This window comes from Sulfitobacter mediterraneus (genome assembly GCF_016801775.1).
Taxonomy (GTDB): Bacteria; Pseudomonadota; Alphaproteobacteria; order Rhodobacterales; family Rhodobacteraceae; genus Sulfitobacter; species Sulfitobacter mediterraneus_A.
In genome coordinates this window covers 3718972-3745302 of the sequence record NZ_CP069004.1, presented here as the reverse complement: position 1 = coordinate 3745302, position 26331 = coordinate 3718972, and the positions used below count along the sequence as shown (strand labels likewise).

The following is a 26331-nucleotide window of genomic DNA, read 5'->3' as shown; positions in this document are numbered from 1 at the left end:
CGTCGGCGCATGGGCCTGACAGCGATTGACCGCGAACACACCAATGCCCCGCCCGGCATCGCGGGACGGGGCATTGGCTGTCTCGCTATGGATCAAAAGTTGAAGTCTTCCTCCGACAGGGTAAAGCCGCTGACCCCGATCACACCGATGTTGCCCTCTTTGCCCGCGTCATTGGTGAAGGTCACACGCGCCGCCGTGTCGGTCAGTTGCAGGATCATCACGTCATCCATGCCCTGCACGGCATCCATGCGGGAAAAGTCTATCTTGTCGGCACCGTCTTCCCAGTCAAAGATCTGGCCACCACGCGTGCTATCCATGAACAGAAAGGTATCGGCCTCAGTGCCACCGGACATGTTGTCATGGCCACTGTTGGACACCAGCGTATCCTCCCCCATTTCACCAAAAAGCGCATCTGTGCCCCAGCCGCCTTCGATCCAGTCATTGCCGGCACCGCCAAACAGCAGATCATTGTGCCCCTCGCCAAAGAGATAATCGTCACCCTCGCCAGCCACGACAAAATCATTGCCGTTGTTGCCGTGGATATTGTCCGCCTCTGCTGTACCGTTCAGCATATTCGCGTCACTGTCGCCCGCGATGTGGTTTGGCAGCCCCTCGATCGGTTCCAGAATATCGATCCCGTCAAAGACCCCTTTGGCCGTGACCCGCACATCTTCTTCGGTGACAGTGTCACCGTAGATTTTCACCGTGCCGAGGCTATCCTCGTCATGGGCGCCGCCGCCATCGCCTTGTTGGGAACGAACATGCAGGAGGGAGTAATCGCCACCTTCATCCACACCATAGGTGATCTCGGCCAGTTCGACCGTGTGCCCGCGCAGCTCAATCTTGTCATTGTCCTGATTGGAAAAGTCCAAGACCACGTCATCACCGCCGCTTTCGACCCAATGGTCATGCACCGCATCATTTTCACCCGCGACCTTGCGCCAGTTGATGCTGCCGTCCTCACGGGTATGGCGGGCCAGAACAACGTCTGTCGCGTCCAGCAGATAGTTGAACATAAAGGTATCGCGGTGCTGGCCGCCTGACACGATGTCGGTGGAAAGTGCTGGATCAACCGGATCCGTGATGCGCCCCGCGCCATCTGTCTGTGCCGGGTCAGGCTCTCCGCCATCGGCATAGACGCGAATGTGATCGTTGCCCAGTCCGGCAAAAACCTGCTGCGATCCTGAGCCAAGTTCGATCTGGTCAGTGGTTTTCACGTCATCAGGGGCTGTTTCCAGCACCACACCGTCTTGGATGATCTGGAAAGCCTGCGTGCCGCCGTTGTAATCAGCCAGTTTGTCTGTCTCTGCCAGTTGGTCACCGCCATCGAACACGCCGTCACGTTTCACGGTGATGTCCTCCTTGGTGACCTTGTCGCCATAGACCTTGATGATGCCAAGCGGATCCTCGTCATGGGCGCCGGTGGCCGTATTTGCCCCGCCCGCGCCGCCGTCGCCTTGCTGGCTGATCACACGGATGGCGGAGAACGCGCCGCCTCCGTCATTGCCGTATGTAACCTCCGCAATCTCAACGGTGTGGCCACGCACCAGGATCTTGTCGCCTTCTTCTTTCGAGAAATCGAGGATCGTATCAACGCCGAACCCCTCAACCCAGTGGTCATGCACGTTGTCGTTCTCGCCCGCAACGCCGCGCCAGTTGATGTCACCCGTGCTGCCTGTGTGCTGGGCCACCACTTCGGCTCGGCCGTTCAACAGCGCGTAGAATTCGAACCGATCCGCACCCGCACCGCCTGAGAAGTAATCGTCCGATCCATCCGCCCCGATGGCCGGATTGATCCGCCCCTCGGCGCCATCGGTCTGGGCGGGGTCCGGCTCTCCCGCGTCGCCGTGAGAGATGATCCGGTCATTGCCGCCGCCCGCCTCAACGATCTGGGTGCCACTGCCCGCCTTGAACGTATCGCCCCGCGCGGTGCCCTCAAAAGCCCGTTCAAAATTCTCGGGATCTTCGATACCCCACTGCGGATGCACGATCTGCGGTGCGTCATTGTCGGCCAGACCATCCGCTTCGGCGGCAGCAATATCCTCAAGCTGATCAACGCCGTAGAACACGTCCGCTCTCAGATTGATATCTTCCTTGGTCACCTTGTCGCCGTAGACCTTGATCGTGCCCAGCAGATCTTCGTCATGGGCGCCAGTGGCCGTGTTTTCGCCGCCCGCACCGCCATCGCCCTGCTGGGAGCGCAGTTGGATCAGGCTGAATTCGCCGCCCTCATCCGCACCATAGGTGATCGCGGCAATCTCAACCGTGTGGCCGCGAATGTCGATTTTGTCACCATCCTGATTGGAGAAATCGAGGATCACATCATTGCCGATGCCCTCGACCCAGTGGTCATGGACATTGTCGTTCTCACCGGCGACGCCGCGCCAGTTCACCTCTCCATCGCTGCGGGTGTGTTTGTTCTGTATCTCTTGCTTGGCGTTGAGCAGCAGACGAAATGCAAAGGTATCGCGTCCCTGACCGCCTTTGATGATGTCGTCCGACAGATCCGCCGCGACGGGATCATTGACACGCCCGTCCGCGCCCTCGGTCTGGGCCGGGTCCGGCTCACCGCCATCCGAAAAGCTGTAGATGATGTCATTGCCGCCGCCCGCATCCACGGTTTGCGATCCTTCACCAATCGAAATCCGGTCAGACTGCCTGTGGATCGACCCGGTGTAGCTGGTGTCGTCGGTGTTGCTGGCAACGACCTGCGTGATGCCAAGGTCAATCGGGGCATAGACCGCATCCGCTGTCTCCAGCCGGTCGATGCCCTCATTGTTCCGCTCAACAATCAAATCGGCGAGTTCAACCCTGTCGCCATAAACCTTGATCTGGCCGAGTTGGTCTTCGTCATGGGCGCCGGTGGCTGTATTGGCTCCGCCTGCGCCGCCGTCACCCTGCTGGCTGTAGACTGAGATCAGGGAAAACGCGCCGGCCTCATCCGTTCCATAGGTGATATCGCCAATGGTCACGGTGTGACCTGTGATCTTGATCTTGTCACCCTCGGCCTTGCTGTAGTCCGTAATCGTATCCAGGCCAAACCCCTCGACCCAGTGATCATGGACATTGTCGTTTTCTCCGGCAACGCCGCCCCAATTCACCCGGCCGGAGCTGCCGGTGTGCGCGCCGACGACGCTTTCCCTGGCATTGATCAACGCGCGGAATTCAAACGTGTCGCGGCCCGCGCCGCCTGTGAGCGTATCGTCGGTGCCGCCGGTGACAGGGGGGTAAACGCGCCCCTCCGCGCCGGGCGTTTGCGCCGGGTCAGGCTCCCCCCCATCCGCGTAGGATATGATGCGGTCATTGCCCGCGCCCATATCAACAGATTGTGCGCCGCTGCCAAGGATTGCTGTTTCGCCGAATTTCGTTCCGTTTACGTTGTCCGCCATTTGGTCTCTCCCAAGGTTTTTTGCGGTGTGTCCTGTTTTCAGATCCAGCACCGCGCTTATTGTTGGAGACCATTGATTCCCGTAAAACGTGAAAAATCTATGTTCGAATTCGAGCAATTGTCGGAAGGGCCGTTTTTCGCGCTGCCGGCGCGGTGCACCGCCATTTTTTTCGGTTTGCACCATATGATGTGGGGGATCGGTCGCTGAATCGCGATAGTTTGCGCTGACAAATCCTGAACCGGCTCAGTGTGTCCGCAGCTCAAACCGCAATTTCTTGCCTTAATCCACGCCTCAGAATCAAATGCCCCGGCCAAATGTCATGAAAGCGTCTTAATCAAATGAGGTGAGGATCAGGCCGGACCGGCGCCACGACTGCAGCGCCAGCCCATCGCAACAAACCGCACAAAGCAGTATTGGCAGTTGTTCCGAACGGGCCGCGGCGCGCGTCAAAGGCTTGCGACGACCGCATCACGCACGATGTCCAAAACGGCCTTGAGGTCTGTTTTCGGAACGCCGCCAAACGCAAGACGCAGGGCTTGGGGAACGGCGGTTGTGGTTGCAAACGGCTCTGCCCCGCTGACCGATAATCCCTGATCTTTCAAAGTTGAAATGATCGCGCTGGACCGCGCCCCTTTTGCCAATGGCAGCCAGGCAAAGCCCGCGTTCGGATGCGCCGCGATGGGGAGATCGGCAAATACCTCCCGGCAGATCTTTTGACGCGCGGCCCCGTCTGCCCGTCGGCTTTGCTCCATCCGGTCCAATGTGCCGTCATCAATCCAATTGGTCACAAGATCCACGATCAATGCGGGCGTGTTCCATGTGGTCGCACGGATGATGCCCGACAAGGCATCAAGATGTTTCTCCGGTGTGATCAAATACCCCAAGCGCAGCCCCGTGGCGAGATTCTTGGAAAAGCCGCCGATGTGAAGGGTTCTGGCAGGTGCAAGCGTCAGAAAACTTGGCGGCGGATCAGGTTCGAGGAATGCATAAGCCGCGTCTTCCAAGATGGTCAGATCATAGGTGTGCGCCAATTCAACAATACGGCGACGGGTGCCGGCATCCATAACCGACCCCAGCGGGTTTTGCACCGTGGGCATCAAATAGACGGCCCGCAATCGGTTCAATCTGCACGCCGCCTCCAGCGCATCAGGGTCCATCACCCCGGCAACCGACTGCACCGGCACAAGATTGATCCCTTGCAAAGACGCTGCTGATTTGAAGCCGGGGTAGGTCAGGACATCGACGGCTATTGCATCACCGCGTTGAAACAGTCCCAAGATGGCAATTGCCAGACCATGTTGCCCGCCAGAGGTGATCAGCAGGTGATCAGGGTCAATCGGGCCGTGATTAGCGCCCAGCCGTTCTGCGATAATCCTGCGTTCGTGCCGCCGCCCGGCGTGCGGCTGGTAGCGCATCATCGCCTGAAGATCACCCGAGGTTGCAAGCCGCCGTAGGCCGGAGCGCAGCAGCTCCGCATCCGCCGTCTCGCCGGGCATGTTGAACACCAGATCGATCAGGCCATCCGGGGAGGTTTGCAAAAGCCCATGCGTCATGGACAGGCCCTGATCGCGGACAAATGTGCCTCTGCCCGCCTCTCCGACGATGATGCCGCGATGCTCAAGCTCGCGATACACGCGGGTCGCTGTTCCCAAGGCGATGCCAAATTTCTCTGCAAAAGCCCGATGGGTGGGCAGTTTTGTTCCCGGCGGCAGCTCGCCTTTCTTGATCGCATCCGACAGCTTGTCGGCGATTTGCATGTATCGGGTCTTGGTCATGGTCAAATGTTCTTAGTACAATAAAGAAATTGTTACAACTACATCCCTGTGACATGGCTGTTCCCAAAGAGAACGGAGCATCCATATGCCGCGACTGATTTCCATTCCCATTCTGACGATCTGCCTGTTCACAGTGACTTACGCAGTAAATCTACAATCGCCCCTCTATCCGGCCTACGCCCTGCAAGGCGGCGCGGCGGCAACCTCTGTTACGGTGGCATTTGCTGCATATGTCGGTGGTCTGATGCCGACGTTGCTGCTTTTGGGCGGGCTATCGGACAGGATCGGGCGGCGATACCCCATTGCGCTTGCCTTGTGTCTTGGTGCCGCTGCGACGTTGCTTTTGATGCAATTTCCCAGCTGGAATACCTTGGTCATTGCGCGGGTTCTGCTTGGGATCGGTACGGGCCTCGCAACAACATCCGGAACCGCCTACATGACAGAGCTGCTTGGCATGGCGCAGGCCAGAACGGCGGCCCTGGTCGTGACTTCGGCAACCTCCTTGGGGTTCGGCGGCGGTGCATTGGCGACCAGTATCAGCCTGGGCCTACAGGGTCAGACGTTTTTGCCGGCGAGTTATCTCAGCCTCGTTGTGATTGCCCCCCTCCTTGCCATCCTCGCCTTGGCCCTGCCCCGCGCCGATGTTCCCCGGCCCGTATCGCCCCTGCGCTTGCCCTACTTCCCGGCCGGAACATGGGTCTTTGGCGCAGCCATGGCATTGGCGTGGTCCACAACCGGCATGACCATTGCGATTGTCCCACTGGAACTTGCCGCCAAGGGGCTTCAGGGCTGGATCGGTCTCGTGGTTTTCCTGGCGATTTTTGTTGGCTTCCTGTGCCAACCCCTGGCGCGCCGGATGCAGAACGGCTCGGCGTTGACTGTTGGGTTTGTCTTGGTCCCACTGGGGTTTGCCATTCTGCTTGTCGGGGTTTGGATGAATGCCCTGGCGCTTGTCCTGATCGGCACCTGCGTGACCAGTGCGGCCAGCTATGGGTTCACCTACCTGTCTTCTCTTGCCGAGGTGTCCTTGCGGGCCGGACCGGACCGTGCCCGCGCGACGGCTGGCTTGTTTGTCTATGCCTATTTCGGTTTTTCTGTCCCCGTTGTTGCTGCTGGCGCCTTGGCAGACTGGCTCGGGAGGCTGCCCGCGATGGCGGCATTTGCCGTGGCCCAGATCGTCATCACCATTGTGGTCAGCCACATCTGGAAAGGGCGCTTGCGCCGCAGCGACATTGGCAAAGAGTGAACTGGCCGGCTCCATCCTGACACCATCAATTCGATCGCCGGCAATGTCCCGCCATGATCACCTGCGGGTGCGCGCCTAGCCTGCCTGACGGGCAGGACCATGACGAAAATCAAACGAATCCCTTGACTGATCGATCAATCAGTTTTTAGGGTGAAGCATGACAGTTGCAGTGCAAAAAGTTCAGGGGTCTTCGCGCAGCGAAGCGCGGAATGCCATTTTGGACGCCGCCGAGGTGGCGTTCTCCGAGGCTGGTTTTCACGGCGTTGGGATGAAGGCGCTGTCTAAACGCGCCGGTGTCGCCCAAGGGCTGATCCATTATCATTTTGGCACCAAAGATGGGCTCTACGAGGCGGTGATCGAACGCCGTGCGGTTTCGATCACATTGACGCGCTTGGAACTTCTTAAGCAGATCGATCTGTCCCACCCCAATGCGGTGCGCAAAATTTTTGAGGCTTTCTTTCAACCGCCGTTGTCGACAGAGGGCGGCGGCACCTCCTTTGCACGTGTATTTGCCTTGCTGGTCAACGGCGACGAACGGGACCGCGCCTTGGTGCGCAAATATTACGATCCATCAGCGCTCGAATTTATCGAGGCTTTGCAGGTCGCGCATCCGGCTGCTGACCGTGAAACCTGTGCATGGGCCTATTCAATGGCTCTTGGCTTGCTTGTGGGGGCCGTCGGGCGATCGCGCCGTCCAGAACGGCTTGCTGGAAAGAGCGGGCCTGACCCTCTTGAAACCGAAGCCTTGGTCAATCGGCTGACCACACATGCCACGGGGGGGTTTTTTGCCTTGAGCGAGAACCAAAAGACCTAAACCGCCGCCGGGGGAGAGCGGCGCAATCTAATTTATTCTGGGAGGAAAACAAATGAAGATCACAACAACCCTGGGCATCGCGGCCCTGATATCGGCGGCTGTGCCCGCGGCAACCATGGCTGAGAATTTTTCCGCAACCGTTGTCGCGGGGCATCCACCGGTGTTTCGATGGGTGCGCATGCTGGACGAAGCGTTTTATCCAGCAACCAACGACGCCCTGTCAGAACACGGACACAGCGTGGCATTTGATGGTCAATACGGCGGAACGATCGCAGCCGTCGGAGATGAATTGGAAACGGTGGAAAGCGGGCTTGCCGAAATCGGCGTGTGTTCTTCACTGTTCGATCCGTCAAAACTCGCGATCCAGAATGTCACCTATTACACACCATTCGTCAGCTCAGACGCGCGACTGGTCGGTGAAAAAATGAACCAGTTGCACAACGATGATCCACGTATGCAGCAAGCCTACCTCGACAATGGCAACACCTATCTGGGTGGGCCGGTTGTTGTAGATGATTACCTTTTGATGACGAACTTTCCTGTGCAGAGTCTTGCCGATCTGGAAGGGCGCAAGATCGCGGCACCCGGCGCTGCGGTGAACTGGCTCGAAGGGACCGGTGCCGTGGGGGTCTCGGGCAATCTGACAACCTATTACAATGAAATGCAGACAGGTGTGTACGACGGTGTCATCGTCTTTGCATCCGCCGCATTGCCGAGCAAACTGTACGAGGTGGCGCCATATGTCACCCGCGCAGGTCTTGGCGCCCAGTTTGCCGGGGGCATCTGCGCCAACACCGACTGGTTCGAAGGTCTGCCGGCCGAGGTTCAAGATGCCATGCGCAAAGGCGCCGACGCAGCGCGGGCCTGGTATCTGGATGACCTCGAAGCGGCGATTGAGAAATCCTTTGCCGTTATGGCGGACGCAGGCGCGACCATTACGGACGCCCCGGAAGAAATGCGCCAAGCCTGGGCAGATGGCATGAACAATGTGGCGGCGACATGGGCGGCGGATCTTGATGGTCGCGGGCAGCCCGGCACAGAGATTCTGAATGTCTATATGAACGCCATGCGGGATGCCGGTGCGACGCCGTTGCGCGACTGGGATAAAGAATGATCAAGACCCAAGAAAGGACCGAGCGTTCTCTCTGGCTCGGTCTGCTGGACAGGGTGGCCTCCGCGATGAACATCGCGGGGTCTGCCCTGATCTTGATGCTCATGATCCTCATTGGGCTTGATGTCGCGGGGCGGAATCTGTTGGCTGCGCCTGTTCCCGGAGTGCCTGAAATGGTGTCCTTGTCCATCGTGGCAATCGTATTTCTGCAATCGCCACGGACCCTCTTGGCAGGCAGGATGGTCCGCTCAACCGCGTTGCGGGATCTTCTCATGCGCCGTGCACCGCGCGTCGCCCTGATCCTGGAGGACATCTGGGATATCATTGGCTTGTGCGTGTTGGCGACGATTGCCTGGTCGACCTGGCCCACATTGGTACGCGATTGGGAACGCGACACCTTTGTCGGCGCGGTGGGCAGTTTCACCGCCCCGGTTTGGCCCGTCAAAGCAACCATTCTTGCAGGATGCATCATGCTTGTCCTGCTGTTCGCCGGACAAATCTGGCGCCGTCACCGCAATGCAGGGCAGGACGTTTGATGGAAGCGTTTGATATCGGCCTGATCTCGCTTGGTGCGATGGTGGTGTTTGTGATGGCCGGGCTTTATGTCCCGATTGCGTTGATGGCCTGCTCCTTTGTGGGCATCTGGGCGATCAAAGGGTCTCCCCTCCTGGCGTCCAAAGCGCTGGCACTTGCGGCAAGTGACACCATCGCCAGCTACTTCTTTGGTGTTGTGCCATTGTTTGTCCTGATGGGGTTTCTGGTTTCGGAATCCGGCATGGGTCGGGATGCCTTTGATGTGGCCAATCAGGGATTTCGGAAGATCAAAGGCGGCCTCGGCGTTGGCACGGTTGGCGCCAATGCCATCTTTGCCGCGATTACAGGGATCTCTATCGCCTCTGCTGCCGTCTTTACCAAAATCGCGGTCCCCCAAATGGTGCGCCACGGGTATAACGCACGCTTTGCAACGGGCGTTGTTGCGGGCTCTTCCGTCCTGGGCATGCTGATCCCACCATCGCTCTTGTTGATCCTTTACGGTCTGCTGACCGATCAGAGCATTGGCGACCTGTTTCTTGCAGGCATCGGCCCCGGCATCCTTTTGTCGGTGGTTTTTGGCCTCGGCATCATCGCCACAGCCGTCTTTGCGCCGCGCTTCATCGGAAACCCGACCATTCCTGAAGACGGCGCGCTGTCTGGCACCGAAGTTCTGGCCAAAGGTCTGCCAATCGTACTTTTGATCTCGGTCGTTCTTGGCGGTATCTACGGAGGGGTCTTCACACCGGTCGAAGCAGGCGCCATCGGATCCATCGGTGCGCTGGTGCTTGGCTTGGCCAAACGTGCGCTCAACCTGAAAGCCATCGGGCGGGTGCTGGTTGAAACCGGACTTGTGACCGCCTCGATCTGCTTTTTGATCATCGCCGCGCAGATGTATTCGCGAATGTTGGCGTTCTCTGGCCTGCCCGCTGAATTCGGGTCTCTGGTCACAACTGCGGATCTCTCGCTCATGATGGTCATCACGCTTTACGTGGCTGTCGTGATCGCGATGGGTATGATGCTGGACAGTTCATCCATCATGCTCATTCTCGTTCCATTGATGATGCCGGTGATGAATACCTTTGGTGTCGATCTGATCTGGTTCGGGATCGTTACGGTGATCGCTGTCGAGATTGGTCTGCTCACGCCGCCCTTTGGCATTTCCGTCTATGTGATCAAGTCCACACTGGATGATCCCTCAATAACTCTGGCCGATATTTTCATCGGGGCCGCCCCCTTTGCACTGGCCATGCTTGGCGTCCTCATTCTCGTGATCGCATTTCCGGTGATCGCCACGGGTCTTATCCCTTGAACCTAAGAAAGGAGCGGTCGTGCCGCGCAAGATAATCGACATTTCCGTCTCGCTCGAAGCGGGCATTGCATCGGACCCGCCAATGATGCTGCCTCAAATCAAATATGAGGCACACAAGGACACCGCCGACCAGATGGCATCGTTCTTTCCCGGATTAACGGTTGACGATCTGCCCAATGGCGAAGGCTGGGCGGTCGAAACGCTGACCGTTTCGACACATAACGGCACCCATCTTGATGCCCCCTACCACCATCATTCAACGATGGATGGCGGCAAGCCATCAAAGACCATTGATGAAGTGCCTCTGGACTGGTGCTTTCGCCCCGGTGTGAAACTCGATTTCCGGCACTTCGAGAACGGCTACATCGTTCAACCCGGCGATATCGAAGCGGAACTGGACCGCATCGGGCATCAACTGCAACCGCTGGATATTGTGGTGGTCAACACCTCTGCCGGGCTCCGCTATGGGCATGAGGACTACCTTGTATCAGGTTGCGGTATCGGGCGCGACGCAACCCTCTATCTGCTTGAACGGGGCGTGCGTGTCACGGGAACCGATGCCTGGTCTTGGGATGCGCCTTTTGCTCTGACTGCGGCGGAATGGGCCCAAAACCGCGATCCTTCAATCATCTGGGAGGGGCACCGTGCCTCCATTGATATCGGATATTGCCATATGGAAAAGCTGTCCAACCTTGAGGCCTTGCCGCCCACGGGCTTCGACATCAGTTGCTTTCCGATCAAGATAAAACGCGCCTCTGCCGGATTTACCCGCGCCGTGGCTATACTGAGGGACGACACATGAAGCTGGGAACAATTTGTTATCAAGACAAGGATCGCCTTGTTGCACTTGTGGACGAAAACACCGTTCTCGATCTTGCAAGGGCCTCATCGGATGCCTGGCATTTCTCCGACATGGTGGCGATGATCGAAGCCGGCCCAGATGCACTGGAGCATGCGCGAAAGCTGATGGCTGAGCCCCCGCAAGAGGCCCTCATTGCCCTCTCGGACGTAGAGCACCGCGTGCCCTTGCGCCCCGTGCAATACCGCGATTGTCTGGTTTTCGAAGAACACCTGCTGAACAGTTTTGCGCAGGCGGAGAAGATGACGGGCCGCCCCTTCACGATCCCGCCGGTCTGGTACGATCAACCGATCTACTACAAGGGCAATCGCATGTCCTTTGTCGGCCACATGCAGACGGTGCAATGGCCCAAATACTGCGATCACCTCGATCTGGAACTCGAACTTGCAGTCGTGATCGGCAAAAAGGGCAAGGATATTTCCCAAGCCGACGCGCCAGGCCACATCTGGGGTTACACGATCTTGAATGATGTGAGCGCCCGCGACGCCCAAATGCGCGAAATGGCAGGTCAGCTTGGCCCCGCCAAGGGCAAGGATTTTGACACAGGCAACATTCTGGGCCCATGGGTTGTGACCGTGGATGAGATACCCCATCCCGCCCAACTTGACATGCATGTCGAGGTCAATGGCCAGCGGTGGGGCGGTGGCAATTCACGCCAGATGCACCATGATTTTGCCGCCGTGATTGCGCATATATCCGCGTCGGAAACCCTGTACCCCGGCGAAGTCATCGGATCGGGCACCGTCGGCACCGGCTGCGGCCTTGAGATCGGCAGAAAATTGGCGGATGGCGATGAAATGGCGCTGACGATTGAGCGGATCGGAACCTTGCGAAACACAGTCCGGCGCGGAGGCCAAGATGACAGCAACACCTGAAAACATGCCAGCCCGTGCCGAGGTCACATTCACATGCCACGGCACGGCCACGGGCAAGATGCGCAACGATCTTGATGTGCGCATGGTCAAACCCTTTGCCGAACACTTCGAACTTGCAACGGATGAAGGGCCCTTTCACGGAGGCGACGCCACAGCGCCCCCGCCTCTCGCCTTGTTCATCGGTGGATTAACCGGATGTCTGATGACCCAGATCCGCGCATTTGCCAAACGTCTGAAGGTCGAGATTGCAGACCTCCAGGTGGATTGCCAAATCACCTGGGATTGGGCGAAGGCTGGTAAGGTCTACGAAACGGGTCCCAAAAGCTTTGCCATCGACGTGATCCTGGACAGCCCCGCCCCTATTGAGGACCAAATTGCACTGATCGAGGCAGCCAAGAAGGGCTGTTTCATTGAGCAAACACTGGCTGCGCCAAACACGATCCGGCACCGGCTCAAGACCGCGGAGGGATATCGCGACGTGTGAACCGGCGGCCTGTCTCGCGAAGGCCCGTGCCTCAAAGACGAAGAGCGGCCACCACGCCATGCCGCCGCTCTTTGCAATCCACCGCCAGCCATTCACCGCCCCCTCGGCCCAGCAACCCGAGATTTCCTGACCGGCGTATCTGACAAGGAAAGATCAACAAACATCGCTTCCGCTTGTTGATGGAACAACGAGGAGCAGATCGGCTCCCACTCCGCGATGGCCACAGACAGCGCCCCCGCTCACGGCCTCAAGGGATGCTTTGAGTGCAGGAAGAAACCTTAGAAAATCGCCGCGCCGCTCAAGGCCAACGAACAACTCTCCCGCCGGCTCCCCGTCGGGTTTTCTTCTTTTCAGTGGATCGGGATTTTTGAGCCAAAGATTATGGCGGAGACGAAGGGATTCGAACCCTCGAGACCCTTCCGGGCCTACTCCCTTAGCAGGGGAGCGCCTTCGACCACTCGGCCACGTCTCCGCTGACCCGTTTATCGGCAAGCTCTTTGGGGGGCAAGGGCGAAAAACGGATTTATACCGTTTCTGGAAACCGCACCGCTCGGGGCATTGATGTGGTGCCTTGGGATATCGTCAACTGTTGGCCACATGCGGCTGTTTCAGCACTGTCACTGGCTTGTGAGAGTGAAGTGAACACCGCGCTAACATGCTGTTAGGACAAAAGAAAACCGCCCAATCCCACGCTCAGAACGCGGCGGTTCCTTCTCTGGCAGGAACTATGTCCGCCGTCCGTCATTATCTATCCATCAGACGACACAACAACGCGGCAGAGATCGCCGCCACTTCAGAAAAAGGAAACGATATGACTTTGAGCAAAATCACATTGACCGCCGCTACTGCCGCCCTGATTGGATCCGCCGCCTATGCGGACAAAAGCACGCGCTATTACGACATGCGCGCCGACACCTCGCAAAGTGCCTCGGTGGAGCCCAACGCCGCCTCACAGGATCAGCGTGTGGTGCGTGGGGAGACCGTTCCGGGCAACACTGCGGGCGAGGAGAACATCGTGACCTACTCAAGCCGCAATGCGCCGGTTAATCCTGGCTATCAGAACGTATATTCTGCCGGCGGCATTGGCCCATACAACGACAGCCGCTGATCGTCTCTGTCCCTCAAAAACAACAAAAGGCGCCTGTATCCGCGGGCGCCTTTTGACATCGCGAGGTCGCCGGTTTTTACGTGTTGAACAAGAAGTGCAGCACGTCACCGTCTTTGACGGTATAGGCCTTGCCCTCGGCGCGCATCTTGCCTGCCTCTTTTGCTGGCCCCTCACCGCCCAGTGACACAAAATCGTCATAGGCGATCGTTTCGGCGCGGATGAACCCTTTTTCGAAATCGCCGTGAATGACCCCGGCCGCCTTGGGGGCGGATGTGCCGGTCTTGATGGTCCAGGCGCGTGCCTCTTTGGGGCCAACGGTGAAGTAGGTTTCCAGATGCAACAGCTCGTATCCCGCACGGATCAACCGGTTGAGGCCCGCTTCTTTCAGACCCATTTCTTCAAGGAACATATCGGCTTCTTCGTCTTCGAGCTGGCTGATCTCTTCTTCGATCTGGGCGGAAATGATCACATGGGCATTGCCCTGCGCCGCGGCCATTTCGGCCACTTTGGCCGAAAAATCGTTGCCCTCTGCCGCTTCGCTTTCGCCGACATTACAGACATAAAGGACCGGCTTGGTGGTCAACAGTTGCAGCATGCGCCAAGCTTTGGCGTCTTCTTCGTCCACCTCGACCACGCGGGCGGGTTTGCCCGCCTCCAGCGCCTCAAGCGCCATGCGCATCAGGCGTTCCTGCTGCACGGCTTCCTTGTCACCGCCGCGCACCTTGCGCACGATGTTTTGCAGGCGCTTTTCGATGCTTTCGATGTCCGCGAGCATAAGTTCGGTGTCGATGGTCTCGGCATCCGCAACCGGATCAACGCGGCCTTCAACATGGGTCACATCGCCGTCTTCGAAACAGCGCAGTACATGGGCAATCGCGTCCACCTCACGGATATTGGCAAGGAATTGGTTGCCCAGCCCTTCGCCCTTGGAGGCACCTTTCACGAGGCCCGCAATATCCACGAAGGTCATCCGTGTCGGGATGATCTGTTTGGAGCCTGCAATCGCCGCCAGTTTATCAAGCCGTGCGTCCGGCACCGCAACTTCGCCGACATTGGGTTCGATGGTGCAAAACGGAAAATTTGCCGCCTGCGCCGCCGCCGTGCGGGTCAGCGCGTTGAAAAGGGTGGATTTGCCCACATTTGGCAGACCCACAATACCCATCTTGAAACCCATGATACCGTCCTTTTTAGATCAGGGGCTGTCCTAGGGGTTTGCAAGGCGTTGCGCAAGCCTCAGCGGGCGTCACGTTTGTAACGGCGGTCCTCATGGGCCTGATAGATCAAGATCCAGGCCAGCAGGACAAACATCGGATGGGTCAGCCCGCCAGTGAACAAGATCGCGGGCACCCAGATCAGGAACACAACGATACTCACGAACACCCGTCCCAAAAGCAGGATCGAGAGCGGCGGCAGAAACAGGGCAAGAACATAATTCATGCACCTTAGATAAGTCACTGTGCCGATTTTTGAAGGGACGACGTGATTTGCCGGTCCAAAAGCGCAAATTCGCCCCCTGCCCCCCGTCGCGGATTGATTTCCCCCGCAGTTTTGGGCATTGCCAGAGGCAACAGCATTGAAAGGCCTCTGACATGACCCGCATTGACGCAAAATTTGCCGATCTCAAAGCCAAGGGCAAGAAAGCCTTTGTGTCCTATATCATGGCCGGCGATCCCGATTTTGATGCCTCTTTGGCCGTGATGCGCGGCCTGCCGGATGCGGGTGTGGATGTGATTGAACTGGGGCTGCCCTTCACCGATCCCATGGCCGATGGCCCAACCATTCAGCTTGCGGGCCAACGCGCCCTTGAGGCGGGGATGACCCTCAATCGCACGCTTGAAATGGCCAAAGAGTTTCGCAAGGACGATGACACCACACCGATTGTCCTGATGGGCTATTACAACCCGATTTATTCCATGGGTGTGGATGCGTTTCTGGTCGCGGCCAAGGCGGCGGGCATTGACGGGTTGATCGTGGTGGATCTGCCCCCCGAAGAGGACGAGGAACTGTGCCTGCCCGCACAGGCCGCCGGGCTCAACTTCATCCGTTTGGCCACACCGACAACGGATGACAACCGGCTGCCACGGGTTGTGCAGAACACCTCCGGTTTTGTCTATTATGTCTCCATCACCGGCATCACCGGCGCGGCCGAGGCCGAAGCGGGCGATGTTGCCCCCGAGGTCACACGCATCCAAAAGGCCAGCGGCCTGCCGGTGATTGTCGGGTTTGGCGTGAACACCCCCGAGAAATCCGAAGCCATCGCAAGCGTTGCAGACGGTGTCGTCGTCGGCTCCGCCATCGTGGCACGCATCGCAGCAGGTGACAGCACAGCGGATGTTCTGGCCTTTGTCAAAACCCTGTCAGACGGCGCGCACCGGGCTTGAGGGCTCAAACTGGTAGCAACAATACGGGGGCGTCGTCACGTTCCAGTGCTTCTTCTAGATAGTGGCGCCCGTCGATATCGGCATTGATCAGTCGCTCGCAAAGCAACGGACGGCTTGCTGAGACGGATCGAAGCTCTACCAGTTCGCGGTGCACCCTTTGGGCACACTCGTCGTTGCCAAGTGATGTTTGTAGTCTGTCCATTGGCATTTCAGCCGACAACGAAAGAAGTTTGGCAGCTTGAAGTTCAGCTCTTTTTTGAGCCGCTTCTTTTTCATTCAGCCAAATGAGCGATTTCGTCTGCGCCGCCCCGCAGATTGCCAAGCCGGCAAGCAAGCTTCTCAAGAGCCCTTCGTCAACTTCGACGGACAGTATCAGCCGATGTACCCCTTCATGTAGAGTGTTGAAGCTCTCGTGTAACTCTTTTTCCACGTTTTCAACAACCTGAGTCGGCTTCTGCCGCAATGGCAATTCTTGCAGTCGTTCAAGTTGTGTTTCGGTTTTCCTAAGGGTCTTTTCCAGTTCAAGTTCACGAATTTGATCTGGCAAACGGTCCATCCTTTGAGCGACATCCTGCAACGCACGATCAATGCCCTTTATCCGGTGCAGGATCATGGCCGTGCTTGCCACTGTTACGCCTACACCAGCCACGCTAGCCAGTGTTCCTACAATATTTAAAGTCTTCAAGCTGCCCATCATCTCGGTCAGGTTGCTCAACTGCCCAATCATTTTAGAATTCTGCGCAACAGCAGCGAGCTGCCCAGCACCACCCATTGCAGCCGTCACCGGATTGGCAACCGCCATGGCACCACCACCGATAACCTTGGATGCGACCGCATCAAAAAGGCCGGTCTCCTGAACATGGCCAATGATTTTGCCGGTTCCCACGTCTTTTAGGATGGCACCGTAGCGCACGACTTCACCAGCAGCCACGCGAGCTTCGTGTGATGCGAGAAGATGAAAAGGGATGCTGGTCAATGTCACAGGAGTGCCTCTAATCTTTTGTCTTTGATGTCATCAAGTTGTTGGAAAAAATGCGTGCAAAGAGAGCCGGGGCTGCCTCCGTCGCTCTCCTGTAGAATGGTGTTGCTGAGACTTGCACAGAGTTTGCGAGAATAGCGCTTTCTCATCCGTACTTGCCAAACCACAAATGATGATGGAGAAATCAAGGCCATCGCTGCAGCACCGGCCCCGGCAAGCATCAATATCGGAATGGAAATTTGTGGCTGTGTAAAAATGAAGAATGATGTTGCAGTCCCTGTCGCCAAAGTAGTCGCGCTTGCAGCTAGACTTACCGCACCAACAGCTGCCGCGCCTCCGACAGCTAGCTCAGCATAGTCGGTGGCTTGGTTTCTGAGCTCCAGTGAGCCTTCGGTGAGCTGAATGGACGATTTTGCCGATGTCGCCAGCCGATCTGCGATAGCCGTGCCAAAGCTTTGGATCCTTTTGTCCAGTTCCGAAACAATCGCTTTTCGACGAGGTGACATGGGCAAGGTCAACTCTTTCGCAGTTAGGTCAGAGATCGCTTTGTCAGCTTGAGTGTGCATCCGTTCTTCGAACTCGATGCATTCGGATCGCACGCGGCCTCGCTCTACGCTCCACCAATCCAAAATCTCGCTAACTGCAATTTCGTTCGCCAAACCAAAGCCCTCAAATAATTGGAACATTGATCACAAAAGGAGAGTGTTAATCAAGCGATCTGATCGCCGTATGAGGGAATCTCTCGCGTTAGGCGTCTCCCACTTGGCAAAATTGGTTACTCAAACTTGGTTCAATTTCGGGACACCGGGCTTGAGGGCCTAACTGCCCGCCGTCACATCGCGGGCATCGTCAAGGTATTCCCGCAATGCGGTCAGGGTGGGTTTGATCCGGGCCAGCTGTGCCATATCGAACCCCTGCGCCAGCACCGCGAAATCCGCGCCCAGCGCGGTGATCACCTCTTGGCGCAGCGCAACGCCTTTTTCTGTCAACCAGACACGTTTGGAACGGCCGTCATCCGGATTGGCACGCAGATCAACCAGACCATGCTGCACCAGCCCTTTTATGGTGTGGGTCATTGAGGTTTTTGGCACCTGAAAGGCGCGGGCCATGTCGATCGGCACCGCGCCATCACCCCGCATCGTCAGGTGGTTGAGGACCGCAAAATGCGGTGCAATCAAACCATCCGGCAAGCGCGCCTCAAGTCGGGCGCGGCTGAGCTGTTCGATGATCCCGACCTCTTTGAAAAAGTCGAAGATCATGGCGGGGTCGAAGTCATGCGTCAATCAGCTTGGTCTCCAGTGGCCAACGCGGCGTGCGCTGTGTGGCTGGACCATAGCCCAACCGCCCCAGCATTTGAACCGTATGCCCCTCGGGAGCGAGCATTTGATGCGCCTGCGCGTAATGCTCTTTCATTTCAGGATATTCCTGCAACGCCTGACTGACCGGATGCAGTGACAGCCCCATCCCTGTGGTCGCCAGATTGAGCCGAAGCCAGCGGCGCCCCGCTGCAATCTGATCCGTCCGGTTGTTGCCATTGGTGGTGACCACCGCATAGGCAGGCGTGGCCGTCAGCATGTCGTGATAGATCGTTAGTCCTTGTTGAAAACCGCTGCTGTCTGGATCAGAAAGCGCCTCCCGGCTGAGCAGTCCTGCCACCATCAATCCCTCCAGAAACGGGCCGCCGAGATCAATGCCATCAGGGTTGGTGTTGATTTCGGTTTTGCCCATCCGCATCAGATCCACACTTTCCTGCATCGTGCGCGGGGTCATCGTTTCGACCATCCAGGCATCAATGGTCAGCCTGCGCAGCTTGTCGACCATCGCGGGATCAGTGTGGATATCTGCAAGCAGCTCAAGTTGATTGGCCAATGCCGCAGGCACCGTGCGGTCCTCATAGGGTTCCTTGCACGATCCGCGCATCAGGATATGCGCCGCCAGCGGATCGGCTTTGCCGCCTCTGGTCAGTTCCGCATTGGCCACAGGGCCATCTGGGCCTTCGGGGAACAGCGTCACCTCAGTCTGGTATCCCGCTGCGCCAGCCGCCAGTTCCATCTGCTCGATGAAACAGCCCAAACCGATAAAAATTTGCCGGTCGAGCGGATCGGTCTCAGGCAGGGCTTTGGTGCTGTCTCGGATCAGGGTCAGCCCGGTATCCCCCTCCAGCCGCACTTGCCAGGGTTGCAGGTTGTGCGGGTTCGGGGCCAGCAGTGCATAGCTCAGTGCGTTCAATCTTGGATCGTCATATTGGCCCGCCAAGGACCATGGCCGGATTGCGCTGTTCGGTGTGCGTGTCGCCGCAAAGCCGCCCACTGCCCCCGTTGCCGCCAACAAAGTGCCGCCGCCGATCAGAGCCAATGCTTTTCGTCTGGAAAGTGCCATTTCGAATCTCCATATAGTACGATTTCGAACTATATATATGGTGCGATATCGCACCAATCAACCCAGCAAAAAGAAAATTGATCTTCTGCCCGCTGATTGGTAAGCAAACATTACCAAAGTGGAGCAAAACACCATGCCCGTCATCACGAACATCAATGATCTCAAACGCATCTACGAACGCCGCGTGCCGCGCATGTTCTTTGACTATTGCGAATCCGGCAGCTGGACGGAGCAGACCTTTCGCGAGAACACCTCTGATTTTGACCAGTTGCGCCTGAGGCAACGGGTGGCGGTCGATATGTCGGGGCGCAGCACCGCGAGCCAGATGATCGGTCAGGATGTGGCCATGCCCGTGGCGCTGGCCCCGGTTGGCCTGACCGGCATGCAACACGCCGATGGCGAGATCAAAGCGGCCAAAGCCGCGCGGGATTTCGGGGTGCCCTTCACCCTGTCCACGATGTCGATCAACTCCATCGAGGATGTGGCCGAGGCAACGGGCGCGCCGTTCTGGTTTCAGCTCTACACAATGCGCGATCAGGACTATGTCAGCCGCCTGATCCAGCGGGCCAAGGACGCCAATTGTTCGGCTTTGGTAATCACACTGGATCTGCAAATTTTGGGACAACGCCACAAGGATCTGAAAAACGGGCTGTCTGCCCCGCCGAAACTGACGCTCAAGACCATGGCCAATCTGGCGACCAAATGGTCATGGGGGCTTGAAATGCTCCGGGCGCAGCGGCGCGAGTTTGGCAATATCGTTGGCCATGTCGATGGGATCTCCGATGCCTCCAGCCTTGGGGCATGGACCGCGGAACAGTTTGATCCATCACTGGATTGGAACAAGGTCGCCAAGCTTAAAGAACAATGGGGCGGCAAGGTGATCCTCAAAGGTATTCTGGATGCCGAAGACGCCAAAATGGCGCTCAAGGTCGGTGCGGATGCGATCATTGTCTCCAACCACGGCGGCCGCCAGCTTGACGGTGCGATCAGTTCCATCGCGGCGCTGCCTTCCATTCTGGACGCGGTTGGCGACCAGGTCGAAGTGCATCTAGACAGCGGCATCCGCTCTGGTCAGGACGTGCTCAAGGCGCTGGCCATGGGGGCCAAGGGCACCTTTATCGGGCGGGCCTTTGTCTATGGCCTTGGCGCGATGGGGCAAAAGGGCGTGACCACCGCCCTTGAGGTCATCCACCGCGAGCTGGACATCACCATGGCCCTTTGCGGGGAAACAAAAGTCACGGATCTGGGCCGCCACAATCTTTTGGTGCCGCGCGATTTTGGCGGGGTCTGGCAGTCTTGATCCCCCCCTGATAGGTCTGGTCCATGTTGATTTTCCTGCGGCATAGACTGGCCTTTCTGGCGGTCCCCAAGACCGGCACAACCGCCGTTGAGATGGCCCTCCGCCCCAAGGCGGAGGTGATCTTTTCACGCAATCGAAAGCATATCAACGCGCAGAGGTATATGCGCAAGATCGGCCCGTTTCTGGAGGATACCTTTGGCGTCTTTCCCGAACCGCTAGCGGTGATGCGCGATCCGGTCGATCAGATCCGCAGTTGGTACAAATATCGCACGGCGGACCGGCTCAAGGGCAGCGATCTGAGCACCGATGGCATCAGCTTTGACGACTATGTGAGGGACGTCATTTCGGAGAATCCGCCCCCCCACGCCCAGATCGGCACGCAGTTCAATTTCCTCACTGATGGCAGCGGCGCGGTGCAGGTTGAACATCTGTTCGCCTATGAAAACCAACATACCTTCAGGCAGTTCCTGTCAGAACGGTTGGAGGAGCCGGTCGAGATCGCGCCCAGGAATGTCTCACCGCCTATGGATGCCGCACTGAGCGATGATGTTGCCGCGCTGTTGCGGGCGGCGCGGGCCGATGAATTTGCGCTTTATGACCGGTTGCTGGCCGCTGGCGGCTATTTGCATCAGGCGCGGGCGTAGGCCACGCGCCGCGCCACCGCCGGGATCAACGCCAACGCCGTCAGGGCCAGCAGCACCGCGATTGCCCCGAAGGCCGTGCGCAGCCCAAAGCCTTCGGCGATCAATCCCATCAAGGGCGGGCCAAAGAAAAACGCGCCATACCCAAGCACTGAGGCGCGGCTGATCGCCGCCAGCCGCACCTGCGGCGCAACCACCCGCCCGATCAACGCAAGCGCCAAGGGCGCCACCACCGAAATGCCCAATCCCGCAATGGCAAAGCCGGTCAGCGCGACAGCGACACTGCCCGCAGCCGCCGCCAGCACCAGCCCGGCGGCAGAAACCAAGGCAGCCACCAGCATCAGATGGGTGTCACGCATCCACTGGGACAGCGCATGACCGCTAAGCCGGCCAATGCCCATCGTCAGCCCCAAAAGCGCCGGGCCCATGGCCCCTTCGCCCGCGGTGCCGCCCAAGGTCCGCTCAAGATGCAGCGCCGACCACCCTTCGGAGGCCGCCTCGGCCAGAAAGGCCATCATCACCACCAGCCCCACCAAAAGGACCAGCACATGCGGCAAGCCGCTGTTTGGTGTGTCACGAATCTCCTGCACCTCGGGAGCAACCCCGTAAGAGGCCCAGGCCAGCAGCGCCAATATCACACAGACACCCGCAAAAACCGGAACTGGCGTGACCTCAAGGCTGCGCAGGGCACCGGTCGCCAGCGCTCCGCCTGCATAGGCAAAGGAATAGAGCGCATGATTGAGGTTCATCAGCGATCTGCCAGAGCGCTCTTCGATCTCGGACACCCGCGCATTGATCAGGACATCCACAACCCCGGATCCCGCAGAGGCCAGCAAAAGCGCAACCGTGAGAAACGTCAGGCTGGCCGCCGCCCCCGCACCAAACATCCCCAGCCCCAGTGCGGCCATGCCCAATGGCAATGCCAACCCTTTGGCGTATTTCTGGCAGGCAGGTGCCAGCCACATGGCCGCCACCGCCCCGAAGGCCGCAAACAACACCGCCGCCCCATAAGCCCCGTCCGAGGCCTCTACATTTGCCTTGATCACCGGCATCTGGGCGAAATACACAGCCCAGGTCAGCCCGATGGCGAGAAATCCGGCAAGGGGTTTGCGGGTCAAATAAAGATCGTTTTTCAGGCTCATTGCACCGGCTTGCCACGCCCGTGATCAAGAGCCAAGACCGCAAGGACAGATTTGCCCTTTTCACACCGGCAAAAGGCGTCTATACGCGCGGCTTCACGCGGGAATACAGCCTTGGAGGATTCCCGCCCTAAATATATTGGAGATTAAAATGGCCGGAGAGATTCCAGATCTTGAAGCCCAGGTTCGCACGGGGACAGGCAAGGGCGCCGCTCGTCAGGCGCGCCGTGACGGTATGGTACCAGGAATTGTGTTCGGGGGCGACAGCGATCCCTTGCCGATCAACATTCCTTTCAACAAGCTGCTGACAATGCTGCGCAAGGGCCGGTTCAAGTCCACCCTGTTCAACATGAAAGTCGAAGGTCACGACGACGTGCGTGTGATCTGTCGCGACGTTCAGCGCCATGTTGTCAAAGACCTGCCGACGCATGTCGACTTCATGCGCCTCAAGCGCACCACTAAGGTGAACCTGTTCATCAACGTTGAAGTGCACGGCGAAGAAACATCCCCGGGTCTGAAAAAGGGCGGCGTTCTAACGCTGATCCGTCCAGAAGTTGAACTGGTGGTAACTGCGGCTGACATTCCTGAAAGCCTCGTCATTGACGTGTCTGGTCTGGAAATCGGCGACAACCTGACAATTTCCGATGTGGAATTGCCAGCAGGTGCCAAGCCAACAATCGACCGTGACTTTGTTATCGCGCAGGTCTCCGCACCTTCCGGTCTGGCCAGCCAGTCCGACGATGAAGACGAAGACGTCGCAGCCGACGAAGTGCCAACCACAGAGCAATCTGACGGCGACGAAGAATAAGCATCACGCGCCTTGCGCAAATGCTGAAAGGGGTCGCATCTGCGGCCCCTTTTGTTTTTCCGGCCAACGCCGCGAGAATACTCCAGGTGCTCTGACAGATGACATTATGATCTGGGTCTTTCCATAAGGTGCTGGCCCGCCTCCAGACGCGCCCCCAAATTCTGGCCCAAGGCAATTTTGCCGCCCCGAGCATTTCCCTCGCCCCGCAGCAGCGTTACAGTGCCGCCAAGTTCAGGAGTGATGTGATGAAATTGATTGTTGGTCTCGGCAACCCCGGTGGCAAATACGCCCGTAACCGGCACAACATCGGCTTTATGGCCCTCGACCAAATCGCGGCGGATCATGGATTTGCCCCGTGGAAGGGCAAGCATCAGGGCAGCATCAGCGAAGGGCGATTTGGCCCTGATCGGGCGGTGCTGTTGAAACCTGAGACCTTTATGAACAACTCCGGCCAGTCGGTGCAGGCCGCGATGCGGTTTTACAAGCTGGACCCGGCAGATGTGATCGTGCTGCACGACGAGATCGACCTCGCCCCCGGCAAGGTCAAGTGTAAAACCGGCGGCGGCCATGCGGGGCACAACGGGTTGCGCTCCATCCATGCCCATATCGGGCCGGAGTATGACCGCGTGCGCCTTGGGGTCGGCCATCCGGGCCACAAGGATGCGGTGCCGGGCTATGTGCTGCGCGATTTTCCCAAGGCCGACGCGGATTGGCTCGATGATGTGCTGCGCGGGATCAGCGATGGCGTGGCGCATCTGGCGGCGGGCGACACGGCAAAGTTCTTGAATGCCGTGGCCATGCGGGTGAACCCGCCGCGTTCCGGTACGGGCACCAAGGGGCCGAAAGCGACCAAGGCGGCTGAACCTGCCCCGGCAGAAACTCTTGAAGAGCCACAGAAATCTCCGTTTCAGAAGCTGATGGAGAAATTCCGTTGAACCTCACGCAAGCCTTCCGCGCCCAAGCTGACGCCTGCACGCGCTTGGGCTCGCCTTTCATGGGCCAGCTGTTGTCCATCCTCGCAGAGCATTGGCCCGCGACCGGTACATTGGCCACCAAGATGGCAGCCTTTGACGGTGACATCGGGCCTGCGGGCCACTCGCTGCCACTTCGCATCGCAGGTGGCCTGCACGCCTTGGTGCTGAGCGGCCAGTCACCCGAGCTTGCCGCGCTTTACCCGCCCCATGCCGCCTCAGATAGCGATCTGCGCGATGGCGTCCTGACAGCTTTGAACCAGCATGAAGCCTTTTTGCTGGAGTGGACAGAAAGCGCCCCGCAAACCAACGAGGTGCGCCGCTCCGCCGCGTTGATTGCGGGTGCCCATGTCGCCGCCGCACATTTCGATCTGCCCATCCGGCTGAGCGAGCTGGGCGCAAGCGGCGGGCTGAACCTGATGTGGGACCATTTTGCGGTGGATGTGAATGGCACGCGCGTCGGCGCCTCCGATCCGGCTCTGGTTCTGCACCCCGATTGGGACGGCCCCCTGCCCCCCGAGACGGCGCCCCTCATCGCGGATCGCGCTGGCGTGGACCTCAATCCGCTGGACCCGACGGCGCCTGATGATCTGCTGCGCCTCTCGGCCTATCTCTGGCCGGATCAGCCCGAAAGGCTTGCCCTGACGCGGGCGGCGGCCAGCGTCACCAATGCGCCGCTCACGCGCGGTGACGCGATTGACTGGCTGGCGCCGCGTCTTGACGATGCCCCCGAGGGGCAGTTGCACCTGATCCAGCACACAGTCGCATGGCAGTACTTTCCCAAAGCCGCGCAAGACCGGGGCCGCGCTCTGATCGAGGCCGCTGGCGCCAGAGCCACCGCGCAGCGCCCGCTGGCGTGGCTGTCAATGGAAAGCGATGGTGACACCAGCGGCAACATGGGCGCAGCACTGGTGCTGCGGCTTTGGCCCGGCGATCTCACGCTCAATCTGGGCCGGGCCGATTTTCATGGCCGCTGGATCAAATGGGACTACGCAGGGTAAAGCTTGGCATTAAAGACCCGCCTGTGCTTGGATGATGCAGGGACAATGGGGGATCACCATGCGTAGTTTCGGTAAATGGCTGGGGCGGCTGCTTTTGGCACTTGTTCTGGCGGCAGTGGTCGTCGGGCTCTGGAAACGCGAAGAGATCACGCGCCTGCTTGCAGTGAACTCTCTCTTTAGCGCCGATAAAATCGTTTCGAACTTCAGCCATATGGATGCGGCCTTCCTGACCGCCCCCGTGCCGCGGGGCAACGGTCCGACCGCGCCGCTGGATTACGGCCCCGAAACCGCCCTGCCGTCAGAGGTGGATCAATGGATCACCAACCGGACCGTTACCGCGCTTGTGGTGCTCAAGGACGGAGACATCGTCTATGAGAACTACTTCCAAGGCACCGGGCCGGATGATCTGCGGATCTCCTGGTCGGTCGCCAAAAGCTACCTTTCGGCACTTGTCGGGATCTTGCTGGACGAAGGCAAAATCGCATCGCTCGACGATCCGGTTATCCAATATGCACCGCAACTCAAGGGCAGCGCCTATGACGGGGCAACTCTGCGCAATGTCCTGCACATGTCCAGCGGCGTTACCTTTGACGAGGATTACCTCGACAAGAATTCCGACATCAACCGGATGGGCCGCATCCTCGCCTTGGGCGGCAAGATGGATGACTTCGCTGCAGGTTTGACCGAACGCTTCGCCGCGCCCGGCCAGCAATGGCAATATGTCTCGATCGACACCCATGTGATCGGCATGGTGGTGCGCGGCGCGACGGGGCGCAGCATTGCCGACCTGCTCAGCGAGAAGATCATCGTGCCTCTCGGCCTGGAACGCAGCCCCTATTACGTCACCGATGGTGTCGGCACAGCCTTTGTTCTGGGCGGTCTCAACCTGACCACCCGCGACTACGCCCGCTTTGCCCAGATGTTCGCCCAGGGCGGTGAATGGCAGGGTCAACAGATCGTTCCAGCCAGCTGGGTGGCTGAATCAACCACTGCCAGCGCCCCGACGGCACCGGGCAAAATCGGCTATGGCTACCAATGGTGGATCCCCCAAGGGGCCGCGCCGGGCGAATACATGGCGCGCGGGGTTTACGGCCAGTACCTTTACATCGACACGGCCCGCAACGTGGTGATCGCCACCAATGCCGCCGATCGCAAATTCCGCGAGCCGGGCGTCAGCCAGCGCAATATCGACATCTTCCGACTGATCGCCAAAAACCTGTGAGGGACC

The 26331-nt window shown here is 58.7% G+C and carries 25 protein-coding genes and 1 tRNA gene; 16 read left to right on the top strand and 10 right to left on the bottom strand.

What is annotated here, in order from left to right; translation table 11 throughout:
* Positions 1–92 precede the first annotated feature (92 nt).
* Both JNX03_RS18400 and JNX03_RS18395 read right to left on the bottom strand, forming a co-directional pair.
* Entirely contained in the window at positions 93–3389 is a 3297-nt protein-coding gene (locus JNX03_RS18400) for a calcium-binding protein (RefSeq protein ID WP_203210437.1), read from the bottom strand.
* 446 nt (positions 3390–3835) lie between these two features.
* On the bottom strand, positions 3836–5164 hold the full coding sequence (locus JNX03_RS18395; protein ID WP_203210436.1) for a PLP-dependent aminotransferase family protein: 1329 nt from the start codon (positions 5162–5164) through the stop codon (positions 3836–3838).
* Positions 5165–5249: 85 nt separating this feature from the next.
* Here JNX03_RS18395 and JNX03_RS18390 point away from each other — a divergent pair, with 85 nt between their 5' ends.
* The 8 genes from JNX03_RS18390 to JNX03_RS18355 all read left to right on the top strand — a co-directional run bounded on the left by JNX03_RS18390 (position 5250) and on the right by JNX03_RS18355 (position 12396).
* Complete coding sequence (locus JNX03_RS18390; RefSeq protein WP_203210435.1) at positions 5250–6410, top strand: MFS transporter; 1161 nt, start codon at positions 5250–5252, stop codon at positions 6408–6410.
* Between the two features lie 157 nt (positions 6411–6567).
* Complete coding sequence (locus tag JNX03_RS18385) at positions 6568–7224, top strand: TetR/AcrR family transcriptional regulator (RefSeq protein ID WP_203210434.1); 657 nt, start codon at positions 6568–6570, stop codon at positions 7222–7224.
* Between the two features lie 52 nt (positions 7225–7276).
* On the top strand, positions 7277–8338 hold the full coding sequence (locus tag JNX03_RS18380; RefSeq protein ID WP_231024331.1) for a C4-dicarboxylate TRAP transporter substrate-binding protein: 1062 nt from the start codon (positions 7277–7279) through the stop codon (positions 8336–8338).
* On the top strand, positions 8335–8871 hold the full coding sequence (locus tag JNX03_RS18375) for a TRAP transporter small permease subunit (RefSeq protein WP_203210433.1): 537 nt from the start codon (positions 8335–8337) through the stop codon (positions 8869–8871). Before JNX03_RS18380 ends, JNX03_RS18375 begins: the two co-directional genes overlap by 4 nt.
* Positions 8871–10178: a TRAP transporter large permease gene (locus JNX03_RS18370; protein ID WP_203210432.1), complete on the top strand. Its 1308-nt coding sequence runs from the start codon at positions 8871–8873 to the stop codon at positions 10176–10178. Before JNX03_RS18375 ends, JNX03_RS18370 begins: the two co-directional genes overlap by 1 nt.
* A gap of 19 nt (positions 10179–10197) precedes the next feature.
* Complete coding sequence (locus JNX03_RS18365) at positions 10198–10980, top strand: cyclase family protein (RefSeq protein ID WP_203210431.1); 783 nt, start codon at positions 10198–10200, stop codon at positions 10978–10980.
* Positions 10977–11912, top strand: a complete 936-nt coding sequence (locus JNX03_RS18360) for a fumarylacetoacetate hydrolase family protein (RefSeq protein WP_203210430.1) — start codon at positions 10977–10979, stop codon at positions 11910–11912. Before JNX03_RS18365 ends, JNX03_RS18360 begins: the two co-directional genes overlap by 4 nt.
* Positions 11896–12396, top strand: coding sequence for an OsmC family protein (locus JNX03_RS18355; protein WP_203210429.1), 501 nt, complete (start codon positions 11896–11898; stop codon positions 12394–12396). Before JNX03_RS18360 ends, JNX03_RS18355 begins: the two co-directional genes overlap by 17 nt.
* Before the next feature lie 382 nt (positions 12397–12778).
* Here JNX03_RS18355 and JNX03_RS18350 read toward each other — a convergent pair.
* A tRNA-Ser gene (locus JNX03_RS18350) sits at positions 12779–12868 on the bottom strand.
* Between the two features lie 339 nt (positions 12869–13207).
* Between JNX03_RS18350 and JNX03_RS18345 the strand changes: the two genes are divergently transcribed.
* A complete protein-coding gene (locus JNX03_RS18345) occupies positions 13208–13504 on the top strand; it encodes a hypothetical protein (RefSeq protein WP_203210428.1) in 297 nt (98 codons plus the stop codon).
* Between the two features lie 76 nt (positions 13505–13580).
* Here the strand turns inward: JNX03_RS18345 and ychF are convergent, their stop codons facing one another.
* Together ychF and JNX03_RS18335 are read right to left on the bottom strand one after the other, a co-directional pair.
* Positions 13581–14678 (bottom strand): redox-regulated ATPase YchF, encoded by a 1098-nt coding sequence (ychF, locus tag JNX03_RS18340; protein ID WP_203210427.1) that lies wholly within the window; start codon positions 14676–14678, stop codon positions 13581–13583.
* Positions 14679–14737: 59 nt separating this feature from the next.
* Positions 14738–14941: a hypothetical protein gene (locus JNX03_RS18335; protein WP_037908840.1), complete on the bottom strand. Its 204-nt coding sequence runs from the start codon at positions 14939–14941 to the stop codon at positions 14738–14740.
* A gap of 152 nt (positions 14942–15093) precedes the next feature.
* Between JNX03_RS18335 and trpA the strand changes: the two genes are divergently transcribed.
* Positions 15094–15885, top strand: coding sequence for a tryptophan synthase subunit alpha (gene trpA, locus JNX03_RS18330; protein WP_203210426.1), 792 nt, complete (start codon positions 15094–15096; stop codon positions 15883–15885).
* Between the two features lie 4 nt (positions 15886–15889).
* Here the strand turns inward: trpA and JNX03_RS18325 are convergent, their stop codons facing one another.
* The 4 genes from JNX03_RS18325 to JNX03_RS18310 form a co-directional block, all read right to left on the bottom strand.
* Positions 15890–16867: a hypothetical protein gene (locus tag JNX03_RS18325; protein ID WP_203210425.1), complete on the bottom strand. Its 978-nt coding sequence runs from the start codon at positions 16865–16867 to the stop codon at positions 15890–15892.
* A complete protein-coding gene (locus JNX03_RS18320; RefSeq protein ID WP_203240817.1) occupies positions 16864–17523 on the bottom strand; it encodes a hypothetical protein in 660 nt (219 codons plus the stop codon). The genes JNX03_RS18325 and JNX03_RS18320 overlap by 4 nt, the downstream gene beginning before the upstream one ends.
* 159 nt (positions 17524–17682) lie before the next feature.
* A complete protein-coding gene (locus JNX03_RS18315; protein WP_217621280.1) occupies positions 17683–18147 on the bottom strand; it encodes a MarR family winged helix-turn-helix transcriptional regulator in 465 nt (154 codons plus the stop codon).
* Positions 18137–19243, bottom strand: a complete 1107-nt coding sequence (locus tag JNX03_RS18310) for an Acg family FMN-binding oxidoreductase (protein WP_203210422.1) — start codon at positions 19241–19243, stop codon at positions 18137–18139. Before JNX03_RS18310 ends, JNX03_RS18315 begins: the two co-directional genes overlap by 11 nt.
* A gap of 133 nt (positions 19244–19376) precedes the next feature.
* Between JNX03_RS18310 and JNX03_RS18305 the strand changes: the two genes are divergently transcribed.
* Together JNX03_RS18305 and JNX03_RS18300 are read left to right on the top strand one after the other, a co-directional pair.
* Positions 19377–20543 (top strand): alpha-hydroxy acid oxidase, encoded by a 1167-nt coding sequence (locus JNX03_RS18305; protein WP_203210421.1) that lies wholly within the window; start codon positions 19377–19379, stop codon positions 20541–20543.
* 23 nt (positions 20544–20566) lie between these two features.
* Entirely contained in the window at positions 20567–21187 is a 621-nt protein-coding gene (locus tag JNX03_RS18300; RefSeq protein ID WP_203210420.1) for a hypothetical protein, read from the top strand.
* Here JNX03_RS18300 and JNX03_RS18295 read toward each other — a convergent pair.
* Positions 21172–22326: an MFS transporter gene (locus JNX03_RS18295; RefSeq protein WP_203210419.1), complete on the bottom strand. Its 1155-nt coding sequence runs from the start codon at positions 22324–22326 to the stop codon at positions 21172–21174. The genes JNX03_RS18300 and JNX03_RS18295 overlap by 16 nt on opposite strands.
* Positions 22327–22474: 148 nt before the next feature.
* On the opposite strand from JNX03_RS18295, the gene JNX03_RS18290 reads away from it, so the two are divergent.
* The 4 genes from JNX03_RS18290 (at position 22475) to JNX03_RS18275 (ending at position 26325) form a co-directional block, all read left to right on the top strand.
* Positions 22475–23131 (top strand): 50S ribosomal protein L25/general stress protein Ctc, encoded by a 657-nt coding sequence (locus tag JNX03_RS18290; protein ID WP_203210418.1) that lies wholly within the window; start codon positions 22475–22477, stop codon positions 23129–23131.
* 245 nt (positions 23132–23376) lie between these two features.
* Positions 23377–24066, top strand: a complete 690-nt coding sequence (pth, locus tag JNX03_RS18285) for an aminoacyl-tRNA hydrolase (protein WP_203210417.1) — start codon at positions 23377–23379, stop codon at positions 24064–24066.
* A complete protein-coding gene (locus JNX03_RS18280) occupies positions 24063–25103 on the top strand; it encodes a DUF2332 domain-containing protein (protein WP_203210416.1) in 1041 nt (346 codons plus the stop codon). Before pth ends, JNX03_RS18280 begins: the two co-directional genes overlap by 4 nt.
* 58 nt (positions 25104–25161) lie before the next feature.
* Positions 25162–26325 (top strand): serine hydrolase domain-containing protein, encoded by a 1164-nt coding sequence (locus tag JNX03_RS18275; protein ID WP_203210415.1) that lies wholly within the window; start codon positions 25162–25164, stop codon positions 26323–26325.
* The last annotated feature ends 6 nt before the right edge of the window (positions 26326–26331 follow it).